20 protein-coding genes are annotated in these 23,704 nt (G+C 33.1%); 13 read left to right on the top strand and 7 right to left on the bottom strand.

Going from position 1 to position 23,704, the window contains the following annotated elements; genetic code table 11:
* The first annotated feature begins 27 nt into the window (after window positions 1–27).
* Window positions 28–1,926 carry an amidophosphoribosyltransferase gene (locus tag AAGV28_RS14480; protein WP_373407470.1) on the top strand — a complete coding sequence of 633 codons (1,899 nt, stop codon included), beginning with the start codon at window positions 28–30 and terminating at the stop codon, window positions 1,924–1,926.
* 348 nt (window positions 1,927–2,274) lie between these two features.
* Here the strand turns inward: AAGV28_RS14480 and AAGV28_RS14475 are convergent, their stop codons facing one another.
* A complete protein-coding gene (locus AAGV28_RS14475; RefSeq protein ID WP_373407469.1) occupies window positions 2,275–2,883 on the bottom strand; it encodes a superoxide dismutase in 609 nt (202 codons plus the stop codon).
* A gap of 195 nt (window positions 2,884–3,078) precedes the next feature.
* A complete protein-coding gene (locus AAGV28_RS14470; RefSeq protein WP_373407468.1) occupies window positions 3,079–3,762 on the bottom strand; it encodes a ComF family protein in 684 nt (227 codons plus the stop codon).
* 98 nt (window positions 3,763–3,860) lie between these two features.
* Here AAGV28_RS14470 and AAGV28_RS14465 point away from each other — a divergent pair, with 98 nt between their 5' ends.
* From AAGV28_RS14465 to AAGV28_RS14445, 5 genes are all read left to right on the top strand, one after another.
* Complete coding sequence (locus AAGV28_RS14465) at window positions 3,861–5,402, top strand: glycine--tRNA ligase (protein ID WP_373407467.1); 1,542 nt, start codon at window positions 3,861–3,863, stop codon at window positions 5,400–5,402.
* Window positions 5,403–5,765: 363 nt separating this feature from the next.
* Window positions 5,766–6,581, top strand: a complete 816-nt coding sequence (locus AAGV28_RS14460) for a LytR/AlgR family response regulator transcription factor (protein WP_373407466.1) — start codon at window positions 5,766–5,768, stop codon at window positions 6,579–6,581.
* A gap of 177 nt (window positions 6,582–6,758) precedes the next feature.
* Window positions 6,759–7,013, top strand: a complete 255-nt coding sequence (locus AAGV28_RS14455; protein ID WP_373407465.1) for a hypothetical protein — start codon at window positions 6,759–6,761, stop codon at window positions 7,011–7,013.
* Window positions 7,014–7,144: 131 nt separating this feature from the next.
* Entirely contained in the window at window positions 7,145–9,151 is a 2,007-nt protein-coding gene (locus tag AAGV28_RS14450) for a tetratricopeptide repeat-containing sensor histidine kinase (protein ID WP_373407464.1), read from the top strand.
* Between the two features lie 21 nt (window positions 9,152–9,172).
* The gene (locus AAGV28_RS14445; protein WP_373407463.1) at window positions 9,173–9,862 is read left to right on the top strand and encodes a response regulator; all 690 of its coding nucleotides are present in this window, start codon (window positions 9,173–9,175) and stop codon (window positions 9,860–9,862) included.
* Window positions 9,863–9,902: 40 nt separating this feature from the next.
* Here the strand turns inward: AAGV28_RS14445 and thiL are convergent, their stop codons facing one another.
* Window positions 9,903–10,949 carry a thiamine-phosphate kinase gene (gene thiL, locus AAGV28_RS14440; RefSeq protein ID WP_373407462.1) on the bottom strand — a complete coding sequence of 349 codons (1,047 nt, stop codon included), beginning with the start codon at window positions 10,947–10,949 and terminating at the stop codon, window positions 9,903–9,905.
* Window positions 10,950–11,099: 150 nt separating this feature from the next.
* On the opposite strand from thiL, the gene AAGV28_RS14435 reads away from it, so the two are divergent.
* The gene (locus tag AAGV28_RS14435; RefSeq protein WP_373407461.1) at window positions 11,100–12,023 is read left to right on the top strand and encodes a 1-phosphofructokinase family hexose kinase; all 924 of its coding nucleotides are present in this window, start codon (window positions 11,100–11,102) and stop codon (window positions 12,021–12,023) included.
* 183 nt (window positions 12,024–12,206) lie between these two features.
* On the opposite strand, the gene AAGV28_RS14430 is transcribed toward AAGV28_RS14435, so the two are convergent.
* A complete protein-coding gene (locus AAGV28_RS14430; RefSeq protein ID WP_373407460.1) occupies window positions 12,207–12,584 on the bottom strand; it encodes a hypothetical protein in 378 nt (125 codons plus the stop codon).
* Between the two features lie 255 nt (window positions 12,585–12,839).
* Window positions 12,840–14,636, bottom strand: a complete 1,797-nt coding sequence (lepA, locus tag AAGV28_RS14425) for a translation elongation factor 4 (RefSeq protein WP_373407459.1) — start codon at window positions 14,634–14,636, stop codon at window positions 12,840–12,842.
* 191 nt (window positions 14,637–14,827) lie between these two features.
* Between lepA and AAGV28_RS14420 the strand changes: the two genes are divergently transcribed.
* The 5 genes from AAGV28_RS14420 to AAGV28_RS14400 all read left to right on the top strand — a co-directional run bounded on the left by AAGV28_RS14420 (window position 14,828) and on the right by AAGV28_RS14400 (window position 18,442).
* Window positions 14,828–16,108, top strand: a complete 1,281-nt coding sequence (locus AAGV28_RS14420; protein ID WP_373407458.1) for a putative DNA modification/repair radical SAM protein — start codon at window positions 14,828–14,830, stop codon at window positions 16,106–16,108.
* On the top strand, window positions 16,086–16,853 hold the full coding sequence (locus tag AAGV28_RS14415) for a TIGR03915 family putative DNA repair protein (protein ID WP_373407457.1): 768 nt from the start codon (window positions 16,086–16,088) through the stop codon (window positions 16,851–16,853). The genes AAGV28_RS14420 and AAGV28_RS14415 overlap by 23 nt, the downstream gene beginning before the upstream one ends.
* A 41-nt stretch (window positions 16,854–16,894) precedes the next feature.
* Window positions 16,895–17,887, top strand: coding sequence for a tRNA dihydrouridine synthase DusB (gene dusB, locus AAGV28_RS14410; RefSeq protein WP_373407456.1), 993 nt, complete (start codon window positions 16,895–16,897; stop codon window positions 17,885–17,887).
* A 65-nt stretch (window positions 17,888–17,952) separates the two neighbouring features.
* The gene (locus AAGV28_RS14405; RefSeq protein WP_373407455.1) at window positions 17,953–18,186 is read left to right on the top strand and encodes an addiction module protein; all 234 of its coding nucleotides are present in this window, start codon (window positions 17,953–17,955) and stop codon (window positions 18,184–18,186) included.
* Window positions 18,176–18,442: a hypothetical protein gene (locus AAGV28_RS14400; protein WP_373407454.1), complete on the top strand. Its 267-nt coding sequence runs from the start codon at window positions 18,176–18,178 to the stop codon at window positions 18,440–18,442. The genes AAGV28_RS14405 and AAGV28_RS14400 overlap by 11 nt, the downstream gene beginning before the upstream one ends.
* Window positions 18,443–18,480: 38 nt before the next feature.
* On the opposite strand, the gene AAGV28_RS14395 is transcribed toward AAGV28_RS14400, so the two are convergent.
* Together AAGV28_RS14395 and rbfA are read right to left on the bottom strand one after the other, a co-directional pair.
* Window positions 18,481–19,680 carry an ABC transporter permease gene (locus AAGV28_RS14395; RefSeq protein WP_373407453.1) on the bottom strand — a complete coding sequence of 400 codons (1,200 nt, stop codon included), beginning with the start codon at window positions 19,678–19,680 and terminating at the stop codon, window positions 18,481–18,483.
* 3 nt (window positions 19,681–19,683) lie between these two features.
* Window positions 19,684–20,076: a 30S ribosome-binding factor RbfA gene (gene rbfA, locus AAGV28_RS14390; RefSeq protein ID WP_373407452.1), complete on the bottom strand. Its 393-nt coding sequence runs from the start codon at window positions 20,074–20,076 to the stop codon at window positions 19,684–19,686.
* Window positions 20,077–20,286: 210 nt separating this feature from the next.
* On the opposite strand from rbfA, the gene AAGV28_RS14385 reads away from it, so the two are divergent.
* Window positions 20,287–23,460 carry a UvrD-helicase domain-containing protein gene (locus AAGV28_RS14385; protein ID WP_373407451.1) on the top strand — a complete coding sequence of 1,058 codons (3,174 nt, stop codon included), beginning with the start codon at window positions 20,287–20,289 and terminating at the stop codon, window positions 23,458–23,460.
* The last annotated feature ends 244 nt before the right edge of the window (window positions 23,461–23,704 follow it).

Here is a 23,704-nt window from a genome sequence, read left to right as displayed (position 1 = left end):
AACTCACACAACACAAATACTATTACAATGAGCGACGCTTTAAAACATGAATGTGGTATAGCCTTAGTTAGACTACTTAAACCGCTTGAATTTTACAAAGAAAAGTATGGTTCTGCTTTTTACGGGATACAAAAAATGTATCTGATGATGGAGAAACAGCATAACCGCGGTCAAGATGGTGCTGGTTTTGCTAGTATCAAACTAGATGTAGAACCAGGAGAAAGATACATTAGTAGAGTACGTTCTAATCAGTCGCAACCCATTCAAGATGTATTTGCTCAAATTAATGAAAGGATTAATGAAGAGTTGACTGCACATCCTGAATATGCTGATGATGTTGCGGCACAAAAAGCTAATATTCCTTATATAGGAGAATTGTTTTTAGGACACGTGCGTTATGGAACTTTTGGAAAAAATAGTATCGAAAGTGTTCATCCTTTTTTGAGACAAAGTAACTGGATGCATCGTAATCTTATTTTGGCAGGAAACTTTAATATGACAAATGTTAAAGAACTTTTTCAAAACTTGGTGGAGTTAGGACAACATCCAAAAGAAATGGCCGATACGGTTACGGTAATGGAAAAAATAGGTCACTTTTTAGATAAAGAAGTGATGCAATTGTATCAAGATTGTAAAGCAGAAGGCTATTCTAAACAAGAAGCTTCGCCAGTAATTGCCGAAAGATTAGATGTGGCTAAGATTTTAGCTCGTTCGGCAAAAAATCTTGATGGAGGATATGCTATGGCAGGTCTTTTAGGGCATGGTGATGCTTTTGTTTTTAGAGATCCAGCAGGAATTCGTCCAGCATATTATTATCAGGATGACGAAGTTGTGGTTGTGGCTTCTGAAAGACCGGTTATTCAAACGGTTTTTAATGTACCATTTGAAAAAGTTCAAGAAATAGATCCAGGAAATGCTTTGATTATTAAAAAGAATGGAAACGTTTCTATGAAAGAGATTTTGACTCCAACAGTTAAAAAATCATGTTCCTTTGAGCGAATTTATTTCTCTAGAGGTAGTGATGCCGAAATTTATCAAGAAAGAAAAAAACTAGGAAAATTAATTTTGCCAGCAGTTTTAGATTCGATTGATCAAGATACTGATAATACGGTGTTTTCATACATCCCAAACACAGCAGAAACTTCTTTTTATGGATTAGTAGAAGCGGCTCAGGATTTCTTAAATCAAAGAAAGAATAATTATATTCTAGCGAATAGGAATACCTTAACAGCCGAAACTTTACAGGAATTATTAGCTGTAAAAATTAGAACTGAAAAAGTAGCTATTAAGGATGCTAAATTAAGAACATTTATTACTGCCGATGATACTCGTGATGATTTAGTGGCTCACGTTTATGATGTGACTTATGGAGTAATTAAGCCTACTGATAATTTAGTAATTATTGACGATAGTATCGTTAGAGGTACTACTCTTAAAAAGAGTATCATTAAAATGATGGATCGTTTAAATCCAAAACGAATTGTTATTGTTTCTTCGGCGCCACAAATACGTTTTCCTGATTGTTACGGAATTGATATGGCGAAATTAGAAGGTCTGGTTGCTTTTAGAGCAGCATTGGAACTTTTGAAAGAAAGAAACTTATACCATATTGTTGATGAAGTGTATGCTAAATGTAAAGCACAGGAAAGTTTTAAAGATACGGATGTAGTAAATTATGTAACGGCTATTTATGAGCCATTTCAACCACAAGAAGTATCTAATAAAATTGCTGAAATGTTAAGTTCACCTGGAATTAAGGCAGAAGTAAAGATTATTTTTCAAACAGTAGAAGATTTACATATAGCCTGTCCTAAAAACCTTGGGGATTGGTATTTTACTGGCGATTATCCTACTCCAGGAGGTAATAGAGTGGTAAATCGTGCCTTTATGAACTTTTACGAAGGTAAAGACGCAAGAGCTTACTAATTTGATGTTTTAAGTTATTTGTCGTTTTTTTAGGTTGTTTGTCTTGAATATTTGCACATAAGATACAACTACAATAGATTTGTCTCACCATAATATTAGTAGGTTAAGTTTATGGTAGATTTGGGGCAAAAAAGGTGGAAGCAATTCCACCTTTTTTATTGGAATAAACTTAAGAAAGAAAATAGATTATAGAATAAAGAGGAAAGACGGGCGAAGTATATATTTGGCTCGTCTTTTTTTATTAGAATAAAATTTAAAATTAACTTTGATATAAGAACAAAAAAAAATAGACAAACCAACTTTTCAGTCAATTTGTCTATTTTCTGTATTCTTTTATCTAAATAAATACTATTTTTCTAAAGCATATCTTCTAGCTACTTCAGTCCAGTTAATTACACTGAAAAAAGCTTCGATATAATCTGGTCTTCTGTTTTGGTAGTTTAAGTAGTAAGCATGCTCCCAAACATCCATTCCTAAAATTGGAGTTCCGCCACATCCTACACCTGGCATCAATGGATTGTCTTGGTTTGGAGTACCACAAACGTCTAATTTACCTCCTTTTTGAACGCATAACCAAGCCCATCCTGAACCAAATTGAGTCGCTCCAGCTTTAGCAAATTTAGCTTTGAATTCTTCAAATGATCCAAAAGCAGTTTCGATAGCAGTTAATAAATCACCTGTAGGTAATCCGCCAGCGTTTGGTGCCATTACTGTCCAGAAAAGATTGTGGTTGTAAAAACCACCACCATTGTTACGTACAGCTCCATTAGACATATCAAGATTAATCAAGATGTTTTCAATAGTTTTACCTTCCATATCAGTGCCAGCAATAGCAGCATTTAGATTAGTTGTATAGGCATTATGATGTTTTGTGTGGTGAATTTCCATTGTACGAGCATCAATATGTGGTTCTAGTGCGTCATACGCATAAGGTAATTGTGGTAATTCAAAAGCCATGATATTTTTGTTTTAAGATTTATAAATAATTTATCCAAAATTAAACATTTATGTTTGGAATTGGAAATTATGCTTCGTTAAATAAATTTAATAATCTGTTTTTTTGTGATTTTAATCTGTAAATAATTATTTTTTTTGTAAATGTTTAGAAGGTTTGCTTTTTAACAATTGTTTGTTTTTAGTAATTAGTCGGTATTAAGATTGCGCCATTGCCATACAAATAACACTGATTTTAGCCCCAGGAATCTTCAATAGGGCATGACTACAAGCTTCCAGAGTTGCGCCAGTAGTAATAACGTCATCAATAAGAATAAAGTGTTTGTTATGATCTTTTTCTGTATAATGAACATCAAATATAGTTTCAATACCTTCCATTCTGCCCAAAAGATTCTTTTTAGATTGGGTTTTCGAATAGACTTTTCGAAACAAAATCGTCTCGTTATAATCCAGATTCAAATTTTTTGAAAGAGATTGACCAAAAGTGGTTACTTGGTTGTAACCTCTCTCTTTATGCTTTTTGGGATGTAAAGGCACTGGAATTATTTCATCTGCTTTTATAGTCGATATGATTTCTTTTAGATCTTCGGAATACCATTCTCCTAAAAGGGTTCCAATGTTTTCATGCCCTTTGTATTTCAAGTTGTGGATTAGTTTTTGAACAATTCCCTTTTTATGAAAATAGAGAAATCCTGAGGCGTATTCAACAGGAATTCGGCCATAAAATTTCTTATAAGCTTCGTTCTCTTTCAATAAATGATGATTGGTTAGCGGAATATTATGTCGGCAAATGGTACAAATTACCTTTTCATTTATTAATAACATAGTATCGCAACCCGGGCAGCTTTTAGGAAAAAATAGGTCAATAATGCTTTTAAACATAAAATGGAGTTTATTATTTCTAAAATTATAAAAATCAATGCTTCAAACTTTAATTATTTTCTTTTTTTTACATTCACTTTTTATATTTTTGCACCACTATGGCAAAACAAGAAGATATATTTAAGAATGTGGTTTCGCACGCAAAAGAGTACGGATTTATTTTTCCGTCAAGCGAAGTATACGATGGATTAAGTGCAGTGTATGATTATGCGCAAAATGGCGTCGAGTTAAAAAAGAATATCCGAGAGTATTGGTGGAAATCAATGGTTCAGATGAATGAAAATATTGTGGGACTTGATGCTGCAATATTAATGCATCCCACCACTTGGAAAGCTTCAGGACACGTTGATGCTTTTAATGATCCATTAATTGATAATAAAGATTCTAAAAAAAGATATAGAGCTGACGTTTTGATTGAAGATTATGCTGAAAAGCTAAATCAAAAAGCAGTTAAAGAAATCGAAAAAGCAAGAACTCGTTTTGGTGATGCTTTCAACGAAGAGGAATTTGTTACTACAAATGCTCGTGTGATGGAGTATAAGGCGAGAGAAAGAGAAATTCTTGAAAGAATGGCTCGTTCTCTTGGAAACGAAGATCTGGCTGATGTAAAAGCTTTAATCGAAGAATTAGAGATTGCTTGTCCGGATTCTGGTTCACGAAATTGGACCGAAGTAAAACAATTCAATTTAATGTTTGGTACCAAATTAGGTGCTTCTGCTGATTCGGCTATGGATTTGTATTTGCGACCGGAAACGGCTCAAGGTATTTTTGTAAATTTCTTGAATGTTCAAAAATCGGGAAGAATGAAAGTTCCTTTTGGAATTGCACAAACTGGAAAAGCCTTTAGAAATGAAATTGTTGCGAGACAATTCATCTTCCGTATGCGTGAGTTTGAACAAATGGAAATGCAGTTTTTTGTACGTCCAGGCGAAGAAATGAAACACTATGAGTTCTGGAAAGAAGCCCGTTTGAAATGGCATTTGTCTTTAGGATTGGGAAGAGAAAATTACCGTTTTCATGATCATGAAAAATTAGCGCATTATGCAAATGCTGCGGCTGATATCGAATTCAATTTCCCATTTGGATTTAAAGAATTAGAAGGAATTCACTCTAGGACAGATTTCGATTTAAAAGCACACGAACAATTTTCAGGTAGAAAATTACAATATTTTGATGCCGAATTGAATCAAAATTATGTGCCTTATGTGGTAGAAACATCTGTAGGTTTAGACAGAATGTTCTTGGCCGTTTTTGCAACTTCATTACAAGAAGAAACTTTAGAAGATGGATCTTCAAGAACGGTTTTAAAATTACCATCCGTTTTAGCACCAACAAAAGCAGCGGTTTTGCCATTAGTTAAAAAGGACGGATTGCCGGAAATTTCAAAAAAAATCATCGAAGATTTAAAATGGGATTTCAATGTGGCTTATGATGAAAAAGATGCTGTAGGTCGTCGTTATAGAAGGCAAGATGCTTTAGGGACTCCATTTTGTATTACAGTAGACCATCAAACTATCGAAGATGAGACAGTAACTATTCGTCATAGAGATACAATGAAACAAGATCGCGTAAAAATTTCAGAACTGAAAAACATTATTGAAAATGAAGTTTCGATGAAAAACTGGTTAATGAAAATGTAAATTTTTTACAACAAATAGAAAAAGGCTCTCCAAAAAGGAGGGCCTTTTTTTGTTTTTTATAGCACTGTGTAAGAATTAATTGTAAAATAATTAGGCTGAAAAAGACTCTATTTCGCCCTTGGTCGGATTTATTTACTCTTTATCAATTAGTATTAACACTTCATCGATTTCTGGTGTGATCCAACCATAAAAATAAGTTAAATGTTTATTTTTAGAATGTTAAAATGCTGTGTTTTTAGTTAAAAAACAGCATATAATATAGTTTCCCCAAAACTACTATTATCTAATACTTAAATTTTAGCTGAAGTGATTTTCAGCTAACGCTAATGTTGTGCTATCTGATTTAATTAGGGAGTGCCTCAAATGAAATATTCGTACGTTATTATTGATGACAATCAAGAAAATCTCTTGGAGACCAAAGCTATTGCTGATGGTTTTTCAGAACTTTCCTTTTTGGGGTCAGCTAATAATTATGAAGAAGGGTTGAACTTAATATTAGAATACAATCCAAAATTGGTTTTTCTTGAAATTGATCCAGCTAATAAAAAGAGTAATCTGTCTCTATTACTTATCAATGAGTTGTATCGTTATCTTAAAGTAGTTCCAAAAATTATTGTTACAACGAGCAAAAAAGAATTGGCTTTTGATGCTATTCAATATGGAGTAGCCGATTACATACTTAAGCCAGCTTCTCGAATTAACTTGGTCAAATCGATACTCAAGTTAGAAAAGTCAAATAGTATTGAAGGATCCGTTCCATTACTACCGCAAACTAAAACAGAGCCAGCTGTTGTTGCAGTGTCTAAGCAAGATGTTTCAGTTAAAAACGAGCCGCTTATATTATGTATCAAATCGTATGGCGATTATAGGTATATAGACGCAAGAGATATTTGCTACTTGCAAGCTGATAATAATTCGACCGATATTCATCTAAATACAGGAGAAACGGTTACTGCTTTTAAAACCTTAAAACACTTTGAAAGTGTTTTGTCTTTTCCTTTTGTTCGAATTCATAATAGTTATATTGTAAATAGTCAGTCCATTTCCAGGATTCATACAGGAAATGCCGTTTGCTATATCAAGAATTCTACAACCAAAATTCCTTTCTCTAAATCCTATAAGGTCAATATTGACCTTATAATTTCTGAAATTTCCAACGGAAATTACCTAGAAATTTAAAAAAATAGTCATCTACCATGATTTGGGTATCGTTCACTCATAAACGACTGCATTCTACCATAAACACTTAAAAACACGATAGAAATAGGGTTAAGCTGTATAATTTTACTAAAGGAAAAGCAACAAAAGCGATTTCAAAAACAAGTAAAAAAATATTTAAACATAAAAACCCAAATCATGAAAAAATCTATTGTAACTATCGGACTGTTCTCTTTAATGATGATTTTAACTTCTTTCACAAGTTCTGAATCTTCAACTAATAATGGAGGAGGAAAAAGAGATATTAAAACTGACTTTACATCCAATAATGGAGGAGGAAAAAGAGATATTAAAACTGACTTTACATCTAATAATGGAGGAGGAAAAAGAGATATTAAAACTGATTTTACATCTAATTACGGAGGAGGAAAGAGAGATATTAAAACTGATTAATTATTATAATGATAATAAAAAAAAGGCTGTCAATTTTGACAGCCTTTTTTTATTTTGTAAACTTAAATTAGTATTTTTGGAAAAATTGATAAATCCTATTGGAAAAAAAATACTTGAAATGTTTCTTTTGGGTGTCATTATTTCTTTTTTTTGGGTGTCTCCAAAAAAAAGAAAATAATGAAGCTACTAATATAGCTAACGATAGTCTTGCTATCTATTTTACTTTAGCTAATAATTTTGAACTTCCAATAAAAAAAAGACAAGAATATATTGATAAAGCTAATGATATTGTGATTAACCAAGAGGATGATTCTTTAAATCGAGTAAATCTCTTTAAAATATCCAATAGATATTTTAATATTAATAATTGGAAAGATTATAAAAGTACAGTTGATTTAGTTTTAGAAAATTCTATAAAAGCAACAGATACTATTGGTATTGCTAAGGCTTATGGATACTTGGGTGATTATTACAGAGTAAAATTAGTTTCTGATTCTTCTTTTTTATTTTATTATAAGGCAGAAAAAATGTATGGAAGCCTTAATAATGAGTTTGAGTTAGCTAAAACACTTCTTAATAAAGCTGATTTATTATTTAGAATTGGGGATTTAATAGGTAGTGAGAAGGAAATATTTAGAATATTAAGACTTGTAAAAAATGATGATAATAAGATTGTAAATGAAATTTACTATGATGCTTATAATACATTGGGTTTAGTTTATAATGCAATGGATGAATATGAAAATGCTATTTTGTATCATAAAAAAGCATTAAGAATTTTAGATGAAATTCCAATAATAGGAAAAAGTCAAACCATGGCTATTTCTTATTTGAATCTAGGGATGGTATACTCGAAATTAAAAGATCATAAACTGGCAAATGATTATTTTTTAAAAGGCATTGAGCAGCAAAAAATAGACAATCAAGATCCAAAAATTTATGCTTTATTATTAGATAATTTAGGATATTCAAAATTTAAATTACAGGATGATAGTGGACTACCTGATTTATTTTATACATCCTTAAGAATTAGAGATAGTTTAAAGCTGTATTCGGAAATACCTTCAAATAAAATCCATCTTTCGGAATATTATCATTCTAAAAATGAAAAGGTTAAATCACTACAGTTTGCTAAAGAGGCGCTTGATTTGGCTCGAAGGATGAACATAGCTAGAGAAACCCTACTGGCTTTAAAACAAATTACCGTTGTTGACCCTCAAAACGCATCCAGTTATACTAAAGAATACATTCGTATTAATGAGGAGTTGCAGCAATATGAGCGAAAAATTGGAGAGAAATTCTCTCGTATTCAATATGAAACCGATAAAATTAAGGGCGAGAATACTGATTTAGAAACCAAGAATCGTAAACTGGTTTACTTTTTTAGTGGTTTGACTATTTTAGGACTCTTTTTATATATTATCAAATCACAAAAAGCTAAAAACAGAGAATTGTTATACAAACAGCAACAACAAAAAGCGAATGAGGATATTTACAACCTGATGATTTCTCAGCAAAATACAATTGAAGCCAACAGAGTTCAAGAAAAAAAGCGTGTTGCGCAAGAATTGCACGACGGTGTTTTGGGCAGAATGTTTGGCGTGAGAATGAATTTAGAAGGTCTGAATCAGTTTAATGATGATTTGGCAGTTGCTCAACGAAATGATTATTTAGCCGAATTAAAAAATATTGAACAAGATATTCGTGAAATTTCACATGATTTGAATAGGGAAAAATCAGAATTAATTAATAACTTCGTTGCAATTGTAGATAACCTTTTTGAAGAACAAAGAAAAACATTTCCGTCTAAATTGATTTCTAGTATAGATTCAACTATAAAATGGGATTTGGCTGTCAATTCAGTTAAGATTAATCTGTACCGAATTATTCAAGAATCTTTACAGAATATTAATAAATATGCCAATGCAACGACAATAAAAGTAGAACTAAAAAAACAAGAAAATAATATTATATTAACAATTACAGACGATGGTGTTGGTTTTAATGTAAATCTTAAAAAGAAAGGAATTGGTTTGCAAAATATGATTTCACGTACAAAAGAATGTAAAGGAGAATTTAATGTGCAATCTAAGAAAGACAAAGGAACCAAAATCACTGTTAGTATTCCAATAGGATAACCCTAAATACCTATATACTAAATGACAATTGAACCAGCTACAACAAAGCTAAAAAAAAACATCTTAATTGTTGACGATCACCCTTTTATCATTCAAGGATATAAAAACGCTATCACTAGATACAATCCAGAAAAATATGATTTTGTGATTTCAGAAGCCAAAGATTGTGAATCTGCTTATAGTTTAATTACTAATACCAATGATTTAGTTTTTGATATTGCTTTTTTAGACATCAGCATGCCTTCTTTTGAAGAAAAAGAATTGTATTCCGGAGAAGATTTAGCGAAGTTAGTTTTGCAATACATGCCTAATTGTAAAATTATTATGCTAACCATGTTTACTGAGTTTTTGAAGTTAAAAACGCTCATTAATAATGTAAATCCCAGAGGATTAGTTATTAAAAACGATTTAACTTTTGATGAGTTATTGAATACCTTTGATAAGGTAATTAATGATCAAACGTATTACAGTAAATCTATTTTAGAAATGCTTAATTCTCATGATAATTCAATTGAAATCGATTTATTCGACAAACAAATATTATTTCATTTGTCTAAAGGAACAAAAATTCAGGACATACCTCAATTTGTGCCCATATCCTTAAATGCCATTGAATCAAGAAAAAAAAATCTTAAAGAATTACTACAAGTTGTAAACGGCAATGATGTTGATCTTGTCAAAGCAGCTAAAAATAAAGGATTAATTTTTTAAAAAAAATCCGTCTCATTTTAGAACGAGACGGATTTTTGTTTTAATCACTTAAAGCATTCCAGCCACGCGCTTTTAATGGAATTTTAGTGTTGGCACGAGTAACTAGATGAATTCCTTCACTTTCTTCGGTCATGTGTCCAATGATTGAAAAGTTAGGATTTCCTTTTATTTTATCGAAATCATCAATTGGGATAGTGAATAATAATTCATAATCTTCACCGCCGTTGATGGCAACTGTTGTGCTGTCAATATCAAATTCTTCACATACATTGATGAATTGTGGATCAAGAGGCAATTTGTCTTCGTATAAATTACAACCCACTTTAGATTGTTTACACAAATGAATAATTTCTGAGGATAATCCATCTGAAATATCAATCATCGATGTTGGTTTTATCTCTAAGGCGTGCAACAAAGTACGCACGTCTTTTCGAGCTTCCGGTTTTAATTGGCGTTCAATTAAATACGTATATAATTCTAAATCAGGCTGCGAATTTGGATTGACTTGGAAAACCTGTTTTTCTCTTTCTAAAACCTGCAATCCCATATAAGCCGCCCCAATATCGCCGGTAACCACTAATAAATCGGTTGATTTTGCTCCATTTCGATACACAATTTCTTCTTCATCTGCTTCCCCTAAAACGGTAATGCTGATAATTAATCCTTTTTGAGATGAAGTGGTATCACCACCTATAACATCTACTTTATATTCATTGGCAGCTAATGTAATTCCGTGAAATAATTCTTCCATGGCTTCTAATGGAAAACGGTTTGAAACCGCAACCGAAACGGTAATCTGAGTCGCTTTGGCATTCATCGCACAAATGTCTGAAACATTGGAAACAACAGCTTTGTAACCCAAATGTTTTAACGGCATATAGGCTAAATCAAAATGAACACCTTCAACCATAATATCGGTAGAAACAACTACTTTTTTGTCTTTGAAATCCAAAACGGCAGCATCATCTCCAATTCCTTTTAAGGTAGAAGCTTGGCTGATTTCAAAATTTTTAGTCAAATGGTCAATCAAACCAAATTCGCCCAGTTGAGCAATACTTGTACGTTGTGGGTTTTTATCTTCAATCATAGTTTGTAAGTTTCAAAGTAGCAAAGATACAATCCCGAAGCTTCGGGAGCAAAGGTTTTGGTTAATTAAAAAATCTAGAAAATGAATTGTTTAAAATAGTGAATGTTATTCGGTTTTTTTGCATCTTTAGTTTCAATTAAATTTAAAAAAATGAAATCATTTGATATAGTTACCCTAACAGTCAATCCAGCAATTGATAAAAGTACGCATTTGAAAGGCTTGATCCCAGAACAGAAAATTAGATGTGAAGCAGCAAGATATGACGCTGGCGGAGGCGGAATTAATGTCTCCAAAGCTATTTCAAGGTTGGGTGGCACTTCACAAGCGCTATTTACAACTGGGGGTTTTACAGGTAAATTACTTGAAGAATTAATCAATAAAGAAGGAATTGCGTCTAAAACGATTGCAGTTGAGTCTTGGACCAGAGAAAATTTTATTGCAGTGGATGATAATACGAATTCTCAATACCGCTTTGGTTTTCCTGGAGGTACAATTTCGCCTGAAGAAGTACAAAAAATAATGGATTCAGTTTCTTGTTTAGACACCCAGTTTTTAGTCCTAAGCGGAAGTGTAAACGAAGGATTATCGGATGATTTTTATTCAGAAATTGCCAAGAAAACCAATGCTAAAGTAATAGTTGATACCTCTGGCGAAGCCTTAAAAAAAGTTTTAAAAACCGGGGTTTATTTAATCAAACCCAATGTGGGCGAACTAGCCAAATTGATTGGAAGAGAACAATTAGAATTGAATGAAATTGACGATGCCGCAAAACAAATCATTGCCGATGGCGGTGCTGAAATTGTAGTCGTTTCATTAGGGCCACAAGGAGCTGCATTAGTTACAAAAGACGCTTACGAATATGTTCCTGCACCTAATGTTGTCAAAAAAAGCACCGTAGGAGCAGGAGATAGTATGGTAGGCGGAATGGTTTGGGCTTTGTCTCAAAACAAAAGTTTAAAAGAAGTCATCCGTTGGGGCGTAGCCTGTGGTTCGGCAGCGACCATGAATGAAGGGACACAGCTTTTTAAAAAGGAAGATGCTTTGCGTTTGTTTGAGTGGTTGGAGAATAAATGATATTTGATTTTAAGTGAATAATATCATCAATTGCCGTTGACTTTAGTCAACGGTTTTGGATTCAATTGCTAATTGGCTTTAGCCAAATAGATTGTACTATTTGGGCTAAAGCCAGCAAAAACTTTCTCTTTTACCTTTGGCTAAAGCCAAAGGCAATTGATCTCAATACAGTGAAACAGACTTTTATCTTCCATTGACTCCAAATTTTCTAAAGCCTTGAATCATTTCATAAAGACCAAAAGCAACAGCAATCTTGCCAATTAAAAATGGAAATAAACTAATAAAACAATTGAATTTTAAAATACTTTCTCCAGCTTCATAGTATTCATTTTTGAAATCAGTGATTAAAAAGAATCTAAAATAACCATAAACAAAATCTTCCCAGTTACTTAAGGTAAATGATTTATCTAGGTTTTCTAAAATGAAATATGAAGTAAAAAACGCAAAACAAATAATTAAAGTAAACCAAAATGCCCGTGTCCAACTATCAAAGTTTGAAGATAACTTTGTAGTGCCTAAAATAAGTTTATCTGCGATTTGGTTATACTTAAAAAGCTTCATTCTTTATAATGTGCAGCAAGTTCATAAGCTCTAAAACGATTATAATCAATTCGGTTTTCTGCTTTTTGAAGTTCTTGTTTTATAGTTCGAATTGTTCTTCTATCACATTCATTCATTTTATTTATCAATATATCATCGAATAAAGCTCATTTGCTGCAAAAATTTCTCGCCCAGAAATAAACAAAAAAACCTGACAATTTTCATCGTCAGGTTTTCTCTTTATTTTTTGCTCTTGTTTCTTTTCTCTGAAAAAAACTAGTCGTTCAGTTTCAAAACAGCCATAAACGCTTCTTGCGGAATTTCAACATTTCCAACCAGTCTCATACGTTTTTTACCTTTTTTCTGTTTTTCCAATAATTTACGTTTACGGGAAATATCCCCACCATAACATTTGGCGGTAACGTCTTTACGTAAAGCTTTTATGGTTTCACGCGAAATTACTTTCACACCAATAGCTGCTTGAACAGGTATGTCAAATTGCTGACGCGGAATCAATTCTTTCAACTTTTCACACATCTTTTTTCCAATAGAATACGCATTATCTACGTGCATCAATGACGACAAAGCATCCACAATTGTTGCATTCAATAATATATCAACTTTTACCAAGTTGGAAGTTCGCATTCCAATAGGCGTATAATCAAACGAAGCATATCCTTTAGAAACCGTTTTCAATCGGTCATAAAAATCAAACACAATCTCGGCCAAAGGCATATCAAAATTCAGCTCTACACGTTCGGTAGTCAAATAGGTCTGATTGGTTATTTGTCCGCGTTTTTCAATACACAAACTCATAACGTTTCCTACGTAATCCGACTTGGTAATAATCGTTGCTTTAATAAAAGGCTCTTCCACACGGTCTAAACGAGAAGGCTCTGGCAAGTCTGATGGATTGTTTACAATCAAAATAGTGTCAGGTTCTTTTTTAGTAAACGCATGGTACGAAACGTTAGGAACCGTAGTAATTACAGTCATGTTGAACTCACGTTCTAAACGCTCCTGAATAATTTCCATGTGCAGCATTCCTAAGAATCCACAACGGAAACCAAAACCTAAAGCTGCCGAACTTTCTGGCAAAAACACTAAAGAAGCATCGTTCAACTGTAGTTTTTCCATCGAATTTCTCAACTCTTCATAATCTTCAGTATCTACAGGGTAAATTCCTGCAAAAACCATTGGTTTCACATCTTCAAAACCAGTAATAATATTAGTTGTTGGCGTTTTGGCATCCGTCAGCGTGTCGCCCACTTTTACTTCTTTCGCTTCCTTAATTCCCGAAATTAAGTATCCAACATCTCCTGATGAAATTACTTGTTTTGGAACTTGATTCAGTTTTAATGTACCAATTTCATCAGCAAAATATTCATTGCCTGTAGCCATGAATTTGATCTTCTGTCCTTTTTTAATCTCCCCATTTACCACTCTAAAAATAACCTCAATTCCGCGAAATGGATTGTAATGAGAGTCAAAAATCAAAGCCTGCAATGGTTCGTCTTTATTTCCTTTTGGTGGAGGAATTTTTTCAATAATGGCAGCCAAGATATTTTCGACACCAAAACCTGTTTTTCCCGAAGCATGAATTATATCTTCTAATTTACAACCTAGTAGATCAATGATATCATCGCTAACCTCCTCAGGATTTGCACTTGGTAAATCTACTTTATTTAAAACCGGAATAATTTCCAAGTCGTTTTCTAAAGCCAAATATAAGTTGGAAATAGTCTGCGCTTGAATACTTTGTGCAGCATCTACAATTAACAATGCGCCTTCACAAGCGGCGATAGAACGAGAAACTTCATACGAAAAATCTACGTGGCCAGGAGTGTCTATTAAGTTCAGGATGTATTCCTCGCCTTTGTATTTGTATTCCATCTGAATGGCGTGACTTTTTATGGTAATCCCACGTTCGCGTTCCAGATCCATGTTGTCCAGCAGTTGCGCTTTTTCCTCACGAGCCGTAACGGTTTGGGTAGCACCAAGAAGTCTGTCGGCAAGTGTACTTTTTCCGTGGTCAATATGAGCAATAATGCAAAAATTTCTTATGTGTTTCATCTTCGTAAATCCATCAAATTATAGCCAAAATAGATCAGCATTTCAATGTGCAAATATAGTTCAAAGTTTTTAACATTTTTAATTAATATTTAAGTCGTAAATAGAATGATTAAACAAATCATAAATGTTATCAAGTGTGAAAGAGGATGTGTTTTTATTGCTAAATTTGTTACCCCTTAAATCTCAAATATGTGAATTACGACAAACTAAAAGACAAACTAGAAATCCTTGCAGACGCCGCTAAATATGATGTGTCTTGTTCGTCTAGTGGAGGAAATCGTAAAAACAATAATAAAGGTCTTGGAGATTCGTCGGCTTCTGGAATTTGTCATACTTATACTGAAGATGGAGGATGTGTATCTTTGTTAAAAATTTTGCTGACTAATTTCTGTATTTATGATTGTGCGTATTGTGTTACCAGAAAAAGTAATGACATTGAGCGCGCCGCTTTTACTGTCGAAGAAGTGGTAGATTTGACCATCAATTTTTACAGAAGAAATTACATTGAAGGATTGTTTTTAAGTTCCGGAATTTTTAAAAATGCCGATTATACCATGGAACGTTTGGTTCGTGTTGCCAAAAAATTGCGTTTGGAACATAAATTTAATGGATACATTCATCTAAAAAGTATTCCTGGAGCTTCCGATGATTTAATGCGCGAAGCTGGATTATATGCCGATAGATTGAGTATGAATTTAGAAATCCCAACAGAATCAGGTTTGAAATTATTGGCGCCAGACAAAAATCATCAAGATATGATCAAACCAATGCGTTTTGTAAAAAACGAATTGATTCAATACAAAGAAGAAAAGAAAAAATTTAAAAGCACGCCAAAATTTGCTCCAGCGGGTCAAAGTACGCAAGTGATTGTGGGTGCAACACAGGAAAATGATTTCCAAATCATTCAGGTTGCCGATCATTTCTACAATAATTTCAATATGAAACGGGTGTATTATTCGGGTTATGTGCCTATTTCTAATGATACACGATTGCCTGCTATTGGCACTCAGGTTCCGTTGATTCGTGAAAACAGGTTGTATCAAGCCGATTGGTTGATGCGTTTTTATGGCTTTAAAGCCAATGAGATTCTGGAAAAAGCCAATCCGTTTCTGGATTTAGAAGTCGATCCAAAGATGGGATGGGCTCTACGAAACATCACTCAATTTCCGGTAATTATTCAAAATGCACCTTTAGAAATGATTCTTCGGGTTCCGGGAATTGGAGTAAAATCAGCACATAAAATTGTTCATGCAAGACGATTTCAAAATTTGACGATGGAACATCTTAAGAAAATTGGAGTTTCTGTAAATCGAGCCAAATATTTTATTTCGGTTAGTAATGAAAACGCGCATTTGAAATTCCTGAATGCGTTGAATCTAAAGGAAATTATTCTGACGGATATGAAATCCAAATTCGAAAAACCCTTTGATAACCAATTATCGCTACTCAATGACGCTACTTTCTTACGATAGTACTTTTGAAGGTTTTTTGACGGCGGTTTTTGAAATCTATGAATTCAAATATCTGAATCCGAAAATTATCAAGCAAGACGATTTACAGCAAAATCTCTTTGCCGATGCTATTGAAATTATTACCGATAATTCAAAATCAGATCGAGTCATAAAAAAACTCAATACACAATTAGAAAGTGATGGTGTGAGATGTTTGATTTATGCATTTTTGTCTGAAAAACCAGGAATTGAAGATGTGCTTTTTAATGTGATTAATTATTCGGTAGAAAAACCTAAACTCAATATTCTGAAAGATTTTGCTAACGATAATGTGTTGCAAATTGTTCAGCTTACCAAAAGTGTTGGTCGCGAAAAACACCGAATGGAAGCGTTTGTTCGATTCGAACAGTTGAAAGATGGTATTTATTTTGCCAAAATTGATCCGGATTTTGATGTTCTGACCCTGATAATCCGACATTTTAAAAACCGTTATCAGGATCAAAAATGGCTCATTTATGATTTGCGAAGAAAATATGGAGTTTATTATGATTTGAAAGATATCGAAATTGTTTCGATGGATTTGGATATAAAATCATTAGAAGATAAAAACAATCCCGTGTTTTCAGAAACAGAACTTAATTACCAAAAACTTTGGTGGGAATATTTTGATCATACTAATATTAAGGAACGAAAAAACACCAAGCTTCACGTGCAACACGTTCCAAAACGTTATTGGAAATACCTTACCGAAAAGAAAATGTTTTAGACTTGAGAACATTTCCGTAATTTTGCAGCAAATTTCAGAAGATGATCAAGATAGGCAACATAGAATTACCCGATTTCCCATTATTACTCGCTCCTATGGAGGACGTAAGTGATCCGCCATTTCGTCGTTTGTGTAAAATGCATGGAGCGGATATGATGTATTCGGAATTTATTTCTTCTGAAGGATTAATTCGTGACGCTATTAAAAGCAGAATGAAATTGGATATTTTTGATTACGAAAGACCTGTGGGAATTCAGATTTTTGGCGGAGATGAAGAAGCTATGGCACTTTCGTCAAAAATTGTGACTACTGTAAATCCGGATTTAATTGATATCAACTTTGGTTGTCCGGTTAAAAAAGTAGTTTGCAAAGGTGCTGGCGCTGGAGTTTTGAAAGATGTTGATTTGATGATTCGCCTAACCAAGGCAGTGATTGATAGTACTAATCTTCCGGTAACGGTAAAAACTCGTTTGGGTTGGGATGATAATTCTATCAATATTGATGAGGTTGCCGAAAGGTTGCAGGATATTGGCGTACAAGCGTTGAGTATTCATGCACGCACTCGCGCTCAAATGTACAAAGGGCATTCGGACTGGTCGCACATTGCTCGAGTGAAAAACAATCCAAGAATTACGATGCCAATTTTCGGAAACGGAGATATTGATTCTCCAGAAAAAGCATTACAGTATAAAAATGAGTACGGCATTGACGGAATCATGATTGGTCGTGCTGCCATTGGTTATCCTTGGATTTTTAACGAAATCAAGCATTATTTCAACACAGGAGAACACTTGGCAAAGCCTACCGTGTCCGATAGAGTAGAAGCGGTACGCAATCACCTAACCTGGGCTATGGACTGGAAAGGAGAACGATTAGGAATTGTTGAAACCAGACCACATTACACCAATTATTTTAAAGGAATTCATTCTTTTAAAGCCTACAAACAAAAATTAGTCACTTTAGATCGTCCCGAAGAATTATTTGCAGTTTTGAATGAAATTCAGGATGCATATTCGGGTTATGAGGTGGTGTAAGGATTTTAGAATCTAAATTAGTGTTTTCTAAATTTTCGTTATATTTGTTATAAATAGGATTCATTATGAGTGTTCAAACAGAAAAATCTCTTTTAATTGATTTACTTCAAAATATCAATGACGCTTCTATTATTCAGAAAGTGAAGAATTTTGTTTTGCACGAAATTGAACCTGCACCTTTATCAGATAATCAAAAAAAAGAACTGGATAGAAGGATAACAGAGCATCGAGAAAATCCTAAATCTGGAGTAGATGCATTTGAGTTTTTAGATTCTTTAAAATCTAAATATGAGTTGTAATAAACTCATATTAAAAACAAATGCAGCAGTTGAAATTGAAGATGTAATTTCTTTTTATGCTTCGAAAAATAGTATTCTAGCCAAACGAATAGAAAAAGAAATACGATTAGCTTTTAAAACTATTGTCAAAAATCCCGAAAGTTTTCAGTGTTGCTATTCAGAAATCAGAATATTTTGGTTGAATAAATTCCCGTATGGTTTGTATTATATTTGGGAAAAATGGCGAAGTGTTTATTTTAGCATTTTGGCATTCTAAAGGAGATATTCCTAATAAGCTTCCAAAGATTTTATAAATTATTCCAACAATTTTTTACTCACACGACTACTTGCAATAAGAGAAGCGATAAATCCAAGAGAAACAATTGTTACCATTACAATTAGTACATTTTCTATCGAAAAAACAACAGGATAAGCTAAGGTTGGAGTAATCATTATAAGTTGGAAATGCTGTTGTACAAGTACAATGATAATCCCTAAAACAAGTCCAATAATTCCACCTATAAGACTTAATAAAGTACCTTGTAGTAAAAATATTTTTCGCAAGTTTTTAATTTCAACTCCTAGGTTAAAAAGGGTTTTTAAGTTTCCTTTTTTGTCCAGAATCATCATAATTAATGCGCCAATAAGATTGAATAATGCTACTACTATTACAAGAGTAAAAATGAGATAAACAGCAATATTCTCAGTATTCAACATCTTGTAAAGCGATTCGTTGAGTTGTGCTCTGTTTTTAATAGTTGCTTTTCCTTTAAATATGTCGTTTAGCTTTTGGATAATTGCATTTTCATCAGCATCGGGTTTTTCTTTGAGCTCAATTGCCGAGATTTGATTGCTTTTGTATTCCAATAATTCCTGAGCTAGACCTAAGTCGGCAAAAACATATTTGGAATCTAAATCTTCGTTGATGGCATAAATCCCAATCGGGAAAATCTCCGATTTATTAAAAGCTTGTTCGGCATTTTCAATAGTTCCTTTCCCTGCTTTGGGAACTAAAACTTCTAAATGTTTGTTGAAATCCAGTAAACCTAAGGAGAGTTTTTGAACAAAACCAAAACCCACAACCACTTGAAGCGTATTTTCTTCAAGCCATTGCCCGTTGTAAATAATCTTATCTACATTATTGACTTTGCTGTAGTTTTTATCAACGCCTTTTAAATAAGTTACTTCTTGTTTGTTATCAAAAGTAAATAAAACGCGTTCTTCAATAATTTTAGAATAAGAAACTAAACCATCAATTTTCTTGATTTCGGACTCTTGTGCTGGAGTAATAAAAAAAGATTTACCTAGAGTGCTTGATATTTTTAAATCGGGATCAATATCATTACTAAACGAAAGGCTAAAAACTTTCAGTCCGCTAAAAACCGATAACACCACAAACAAAGCCATGGCACCAACAATGATTCCCATGCTCGCGATGCGATTAATAATGTTAATGGCATTGTTTTTACTATTGCTACGAATGTAACGTTTGGCTATGTATAGCGGAAAATTCAAACTTTATTGAAATTTACGTTTCTCTAATAAATCCCTGTTTTCAATTGGATTTTCTTGATTTTTCAAAGCGTTGTCAATTTTTTCAATATAATCTAAAGAGTCATCAATAAAGAAAACTAAATTAGGAACTCTTCTTAATTGTTTGCTCACTCTTTGTGCTAAATCATGCTTAATCAACTGCGTATTCGATTTAATTCCGTCTAAAGTTTCCTGTGCTTTTTCTTGAGGAAAAACGCTCAAATATACTGTAGCCACAGATAAATCAGAAGTTACCGATACTTTGGATACCGAAATAACCAAATTACTAACTCCATTTTTTCGCACTTCACCTTGCAGAATATCCACCAAATCTTTTTGGATAACTCCGCCTATTTTTTTCTGTCTGTTTGTTTCCATGCTGCAAAAATACTACTTTTAAAGATTAAATAAGCAATTTTATAATTTCTGATTTTTAGGAGCTATTTCCCGCTATTTGTTTCAATCTTTTCTTGTCTCAAAAAAGGAGACAAGAAAAGGATTTCCACTGCTATCGGGGCTAGGGTAAAGTTCAAAGCTAGTAATTTAGTTCTAAATTCAAAAATGGTCAATCAGCAATAAAATATCCAAATGCAAAGACACTCTTTTTCAATCTACGACGCATCAGCCGGTTCTGGTAAAACTTATACTTTGGTCAAAGAATACCTAAAAATTATTCTTACTTCGCCAAAAAATGATGCCTATCGTAACATTTTGGCCATCACCTTTACCAATAAGGCGGTACACGAAATGAAAAGCCGAATTGTAGGCAGTTTGTCTGAATTTGCCAAAGACGAACCTTCCAAAAAAGCACTGGATTTAATGCAGGATTTGGTAAAAGATACTGCCGATTGGGAAGTGAAATTATCGCCTAAATTCATCAAAATCAAATCGCAGCAAATTATCAAGCATATTATTCATAATTATGCCGCTTTCGATATTTCGACCATCGATAAATTTACACACAAAGTCATTCGCGCTTTTGCCCACGACTTAAATTTACCCATGACTTTTGAAGTGACTTTGGATACCGAAAATTTGTTGACAGAAGCCATTGATGCCATTATTGCTCAGGCCGGAGAAGACGAAACCCTGACCAAATTGCTCATCGATTTTACGATGGAAAAAACCGATGATGATAAATCCTGGGATATTTCCAGAGAGATTATGGAAACGGGAAAATTGGTTTTGAATGAAAACAATCGGAATGAAATTGTGCAGTTTCATGATAAATCTATTGCCGAGTTTGTCGAAATTAAAAAGAAATTAATTGTCGCTTGTAAAGATTTAGAGAAAGAAAATGCCAGTTTTGCCGAAGCTGCTTTGCGGTTAATTGAAAACAACGGAATTGACTTGAAGTCGTTTCCATATGGAACCTTTCCAAAACATTTAGACTTTATAGCTAATAAGGATACGAGACAAAACAATCATAAATTTGAGACTTTTGAATCAATAAAAATTAAAAAAAGTTCAAAAGATCAATATGTAATTGAACAGATTATTCCTGAATTACTCTCAACTCTCTCAGTAATATATATTAATAATGAAAAAGTAAATTTCTACAGAGCTTTTCTTAAAAACATCACGCCACTTTCGTTGTTGAATACGGTTAGTAATGAATTGGCAAAAATTCAAGAAGAACAAAATGTACTTTCGATATCCGAATTTAATGCCATAATTCATCGCGAAATTCAAAATCAGCCCGCTCCTTTTATATATGAACGATTAGGCGAACGTTACCGCCATTTTTTTATTGATGAATTTCAGGATACTTCTGAGATGCAATGGCAAAATTTAATTCCGCTTATTGATAACGCACTTTCGGGTCAGGACGAATATGGAAACAAAGGGACACTAATGATTGTGGGAGATCCAAAACAATCTATTTATCGTTGGCGTGGAGGAAAAGCAGAGCAGTTTATTGAATTAAGTAAAGACAATAATCCGTTTAACAATCCAGATAAAAAATTAGAACATTTAGATAAGAACTACCGTTCGTATTCTCAAATTATCGAATTTAACAATGATTTTTTCAAGTTATTATCATCTGAATTTGAACAAGAAGATTACAAAGATTTATACGAAAATCACAGTTACCAACATACCAATGACAAAACAGGAGGTTATGTAAACATTTCGTTTATTCCAAAAATTGAAACCGTTGAAACCGATGAAGAGGCCTTAGATAAAACAGAATTGTATGTTTTGGCGACTTTAAATACAATCCAGAAAGTTTTACAAGAAGGTTTTGAATACAAAGATATTGTGATTCTGACTCGTAAACGAGATCAGGGAATTGCAATTGCGAATTATTTAACGGAACAGGGAATTCCGCTGTTGTCTTCGGAAACACTGATGATTCAAAATGCCACCGAAGTTCGATTGATCATTCATCTTTTAAAGTATTTAAAAAACAACGCCGATTTAGAAGCGAAAGCGTATTTCTTGCATTATTTAGCCGAGAATATTCAGGAACGAATGGAGGTTCATGATTTTATTGCCGAAGGAATGGAACAAAAACTAGAAGCTGATTTTGAAAATTGGTTGATGCGTTTTGATGTTTCACTTTCGTTTCAAAACATTCGAAAAAAATCCTTGTATGAAGCGGTGGAGATTATTGTTTCTAAATTCCTCTCCCCGGCCCTCTCCAAAGGAGAGGGTAATGCGTATGTTCAATATTTTTTAGATATTGTTTTAGAACGGGATGTACGTAATCAAGCAGGAACAGCTGATTTTCTGGATTTCTGGGAGAAAAGCGGAGGAAAGTATAGCATTCCGTCTCCGGAAGGGAATAATGCCGTTCGAATTATGACAATCCATAAATCAAAAGGATTGGAATTTCCGGTGGTAATTATGCCTTTTGCCGAGGAAGATTATAGTAAAAAACCAAAAGATAAATTGTGGCTCGATGCCGAAGGTTTGGATATGCCTAAGGCTTTGATTGATAATAGTAGTGCTGTGGAAGGTTTTGGAGAAGAAGCTAAATTAGTATACGATCAGAAAAAACAAGAAGAACTGTTGGATAATATTAATGTGTTGTATGTAGCGTTAACTCGTGCAGAAGAACAATTGTATGTGATTTCCAATATGAATTTGACAAGTAAAGGTGAAGTTAAAAAGAATGACATGTCGGCCTTTTTTGTGAATTATGTAATGAGTAAAGGTGTTTTTAATGAGGATACGCTGGAATATAGTTTTGGAAATAAAATAAAAATATCTTCAGAAACAAAACATATTGATATGTCAAAAGCAATTGAAAATGTTGCTGAAACTTTAAACCCTAAAAACATAAAAATCGCTCAGCGAGAAGCATTGATGTGGGGAACACACCAACAAGAATCCATCGAATATGGAAATGTAATACATGAAATTCTGTCTTTTGTAAAAACAAAAATGGATGTAGGTTTAGCGGTAGAAAAAGCGATTGAAAATGGTTTGATTAATTTGGCTCAGAAAGAATTAGTGTTGGAAACAATTATTAATATTGTTAATCATGAAGAATTAGCCTTGTTTTTTGCTGAAGGAAATGAGGTTTTAAATGAACAAACGATTATTCAGAAAGCAGGCAAAACAATAAAACCAGATAGAATGGTAATCACCAAAAATAAGGATGTATTTTTATTGGATTATAAAACTGGAGTTCATAATGTAAAATATCAGAAACAATTAGAAGATTATGAAGCTGCAATTGAGTTAATGGGGTTCAAAGTTCAAAAGAAATCACTGGTATATATAGGTCAAGAAATCCAAATTATAGAGTTTTAATCATGGAGGGTAAATAATGTAGCATTATTGATTTGAACTTAATTTTATAATTTTGTTTTTTGTTTAATTCGAAATGACAACTTATATTTAATACATAGCGTCAAGTAAAATTATTCAAATTGAAATAGTAGGCAAATTATACGAACTAATAACACGGGGTTTGGGTTTGTTGTTCAGTCTAGTAGTCTTAATATATGAATGTTGATGAAGCTATTTTAAGAAAAATTGATCGTAGTGAACGAAC

Origin of the sequence: Flavobacterium zubiriense (assembly GCF_041729725.1) — a bacterium.
Lineage (GTDB): Bacteria > Bacteroidota > Bacteroidia > Flavobacteriales > Flavobacteriaceae > Flavobacterium > Flavobacterium zubiriense.
This window is presented reverse-complemented; position numbering and strand designations above follow the sequence as displayed.

Bases quoted from the DNA above. Each gene is read 5' to 3' on its own strand.
- AAGV28_RS14480 (WP_373407470.1), top strand. From the start codon at position 28: ATGAGCGACGCTTTAAAACATGAATGTGGTATAGCCTTAGTTAGACTA.
- AAGV28_RS14475 (WP_373407469.1), bottom strand. From the start codon at position 2,883: ATGGCTTTTGAATTACCACAATTACCTTATGCGTATGACGCACTAGAA.
- AAGV28_RS14470 (WP_373407468.1), bottom strand. From the start codon at position 3,762: ATGTTTAAAAGCATTATTGACCTATTTTTTCCTAAAAGCTGCCCGGGT.
- AAGV28_RS14465 (WP_373407467.1), top strand. From the start codon at position 3,861: ATGGCAAAACAAGAAGATATATTTAAGAATGTGGTTTCGCACGCAAAA.
- AAGV28_RS14460 (WP_373407466.1), top strand. From the start codon at position 5,766: ATGAAATATTCGTACGTTATTATTGATGACAATCAAGAAAATCTCTTG.
- AAGV28_RS14455 (WP_373407465.1), top strand. From the start codon at position 6,759: ATGAAAAAATCTATTGTAACTATCGGACTGTTCTCTTTAATGATGATT.
- AAGV28_RS14445 (WP_373407463.1), top strand. From the start codon at position 9,173: ATGACAATTGAACCAGCTACAACAAAGCTAAAAAAAAACATCTTAATT.
- thiL (WP_373407462.1), bottom strand. From the start codon at position 10,949: ATGATTGAAGATAAAAACCCACAACGTACAAGTATTGCTCAACTGGGC.
- AAGV28_RS14435 (WP_373407461.1), top strand. From the start codon at position 11,100: ATGAAATCATTTGATATAGTTACCCTAACAGTCAATCCAGCAATTGAT.
- AAGV28_RS14430 (WP_373407460.1), bottom strand. From the start codon at position 12,584: ATGAAGCTTTTTAAGTATAACCAAATCGCAGATAAACTTATTTTAGGC.
- lepA (WP_373407459.1), bottom strand. From the start codon at position 14,636: ATGAAACACATAAGAAATTTTTGCATTATTGCTCATATTGACCACGGA.
- AAGV28_RS14415 (WP_373407457.1), top strand. From the start codon at position 16,086: ATGACGCTACTTTCTTACGATAGTACTTTTGAAGGTTTTTTGACGGCG.
- dusB (WP_373407456.1), top strand. From the start codon at position 16,895: ATGATCAAGATAGGCAACATAGAATTACCCGATTTCCCATTATTACTC.
- AAGV28_RS14405 (WP_373407455.1), top strand. From the start codon at position 17,953: ATGAGTGTTCAAACAGAAAAATCTCTTTTAATTGATTTACTTCAAAAT.
- AAGV28_RS14400 (WP_373407454.1), top strand. From the start codon at position 18,176: ATGAGTTGTAATAAACTCATATTAAAAACAAATGCAGCAGTTGAAATT.
- rbfA (WP_373407452.1), bottom strand. From the start codon at position 20,076: ATGGAAACAAACAGACAGAAAAAAATAGGCGGAGTTATCCAAAAAGAT.
- AAGV28_RS14385 (WP_373407451.1), top strand. From the start codon at position 20,287: ATGCAAAGACACTCTTTTTCAATCTACGACGCATCAGCCGGTTCTGGT.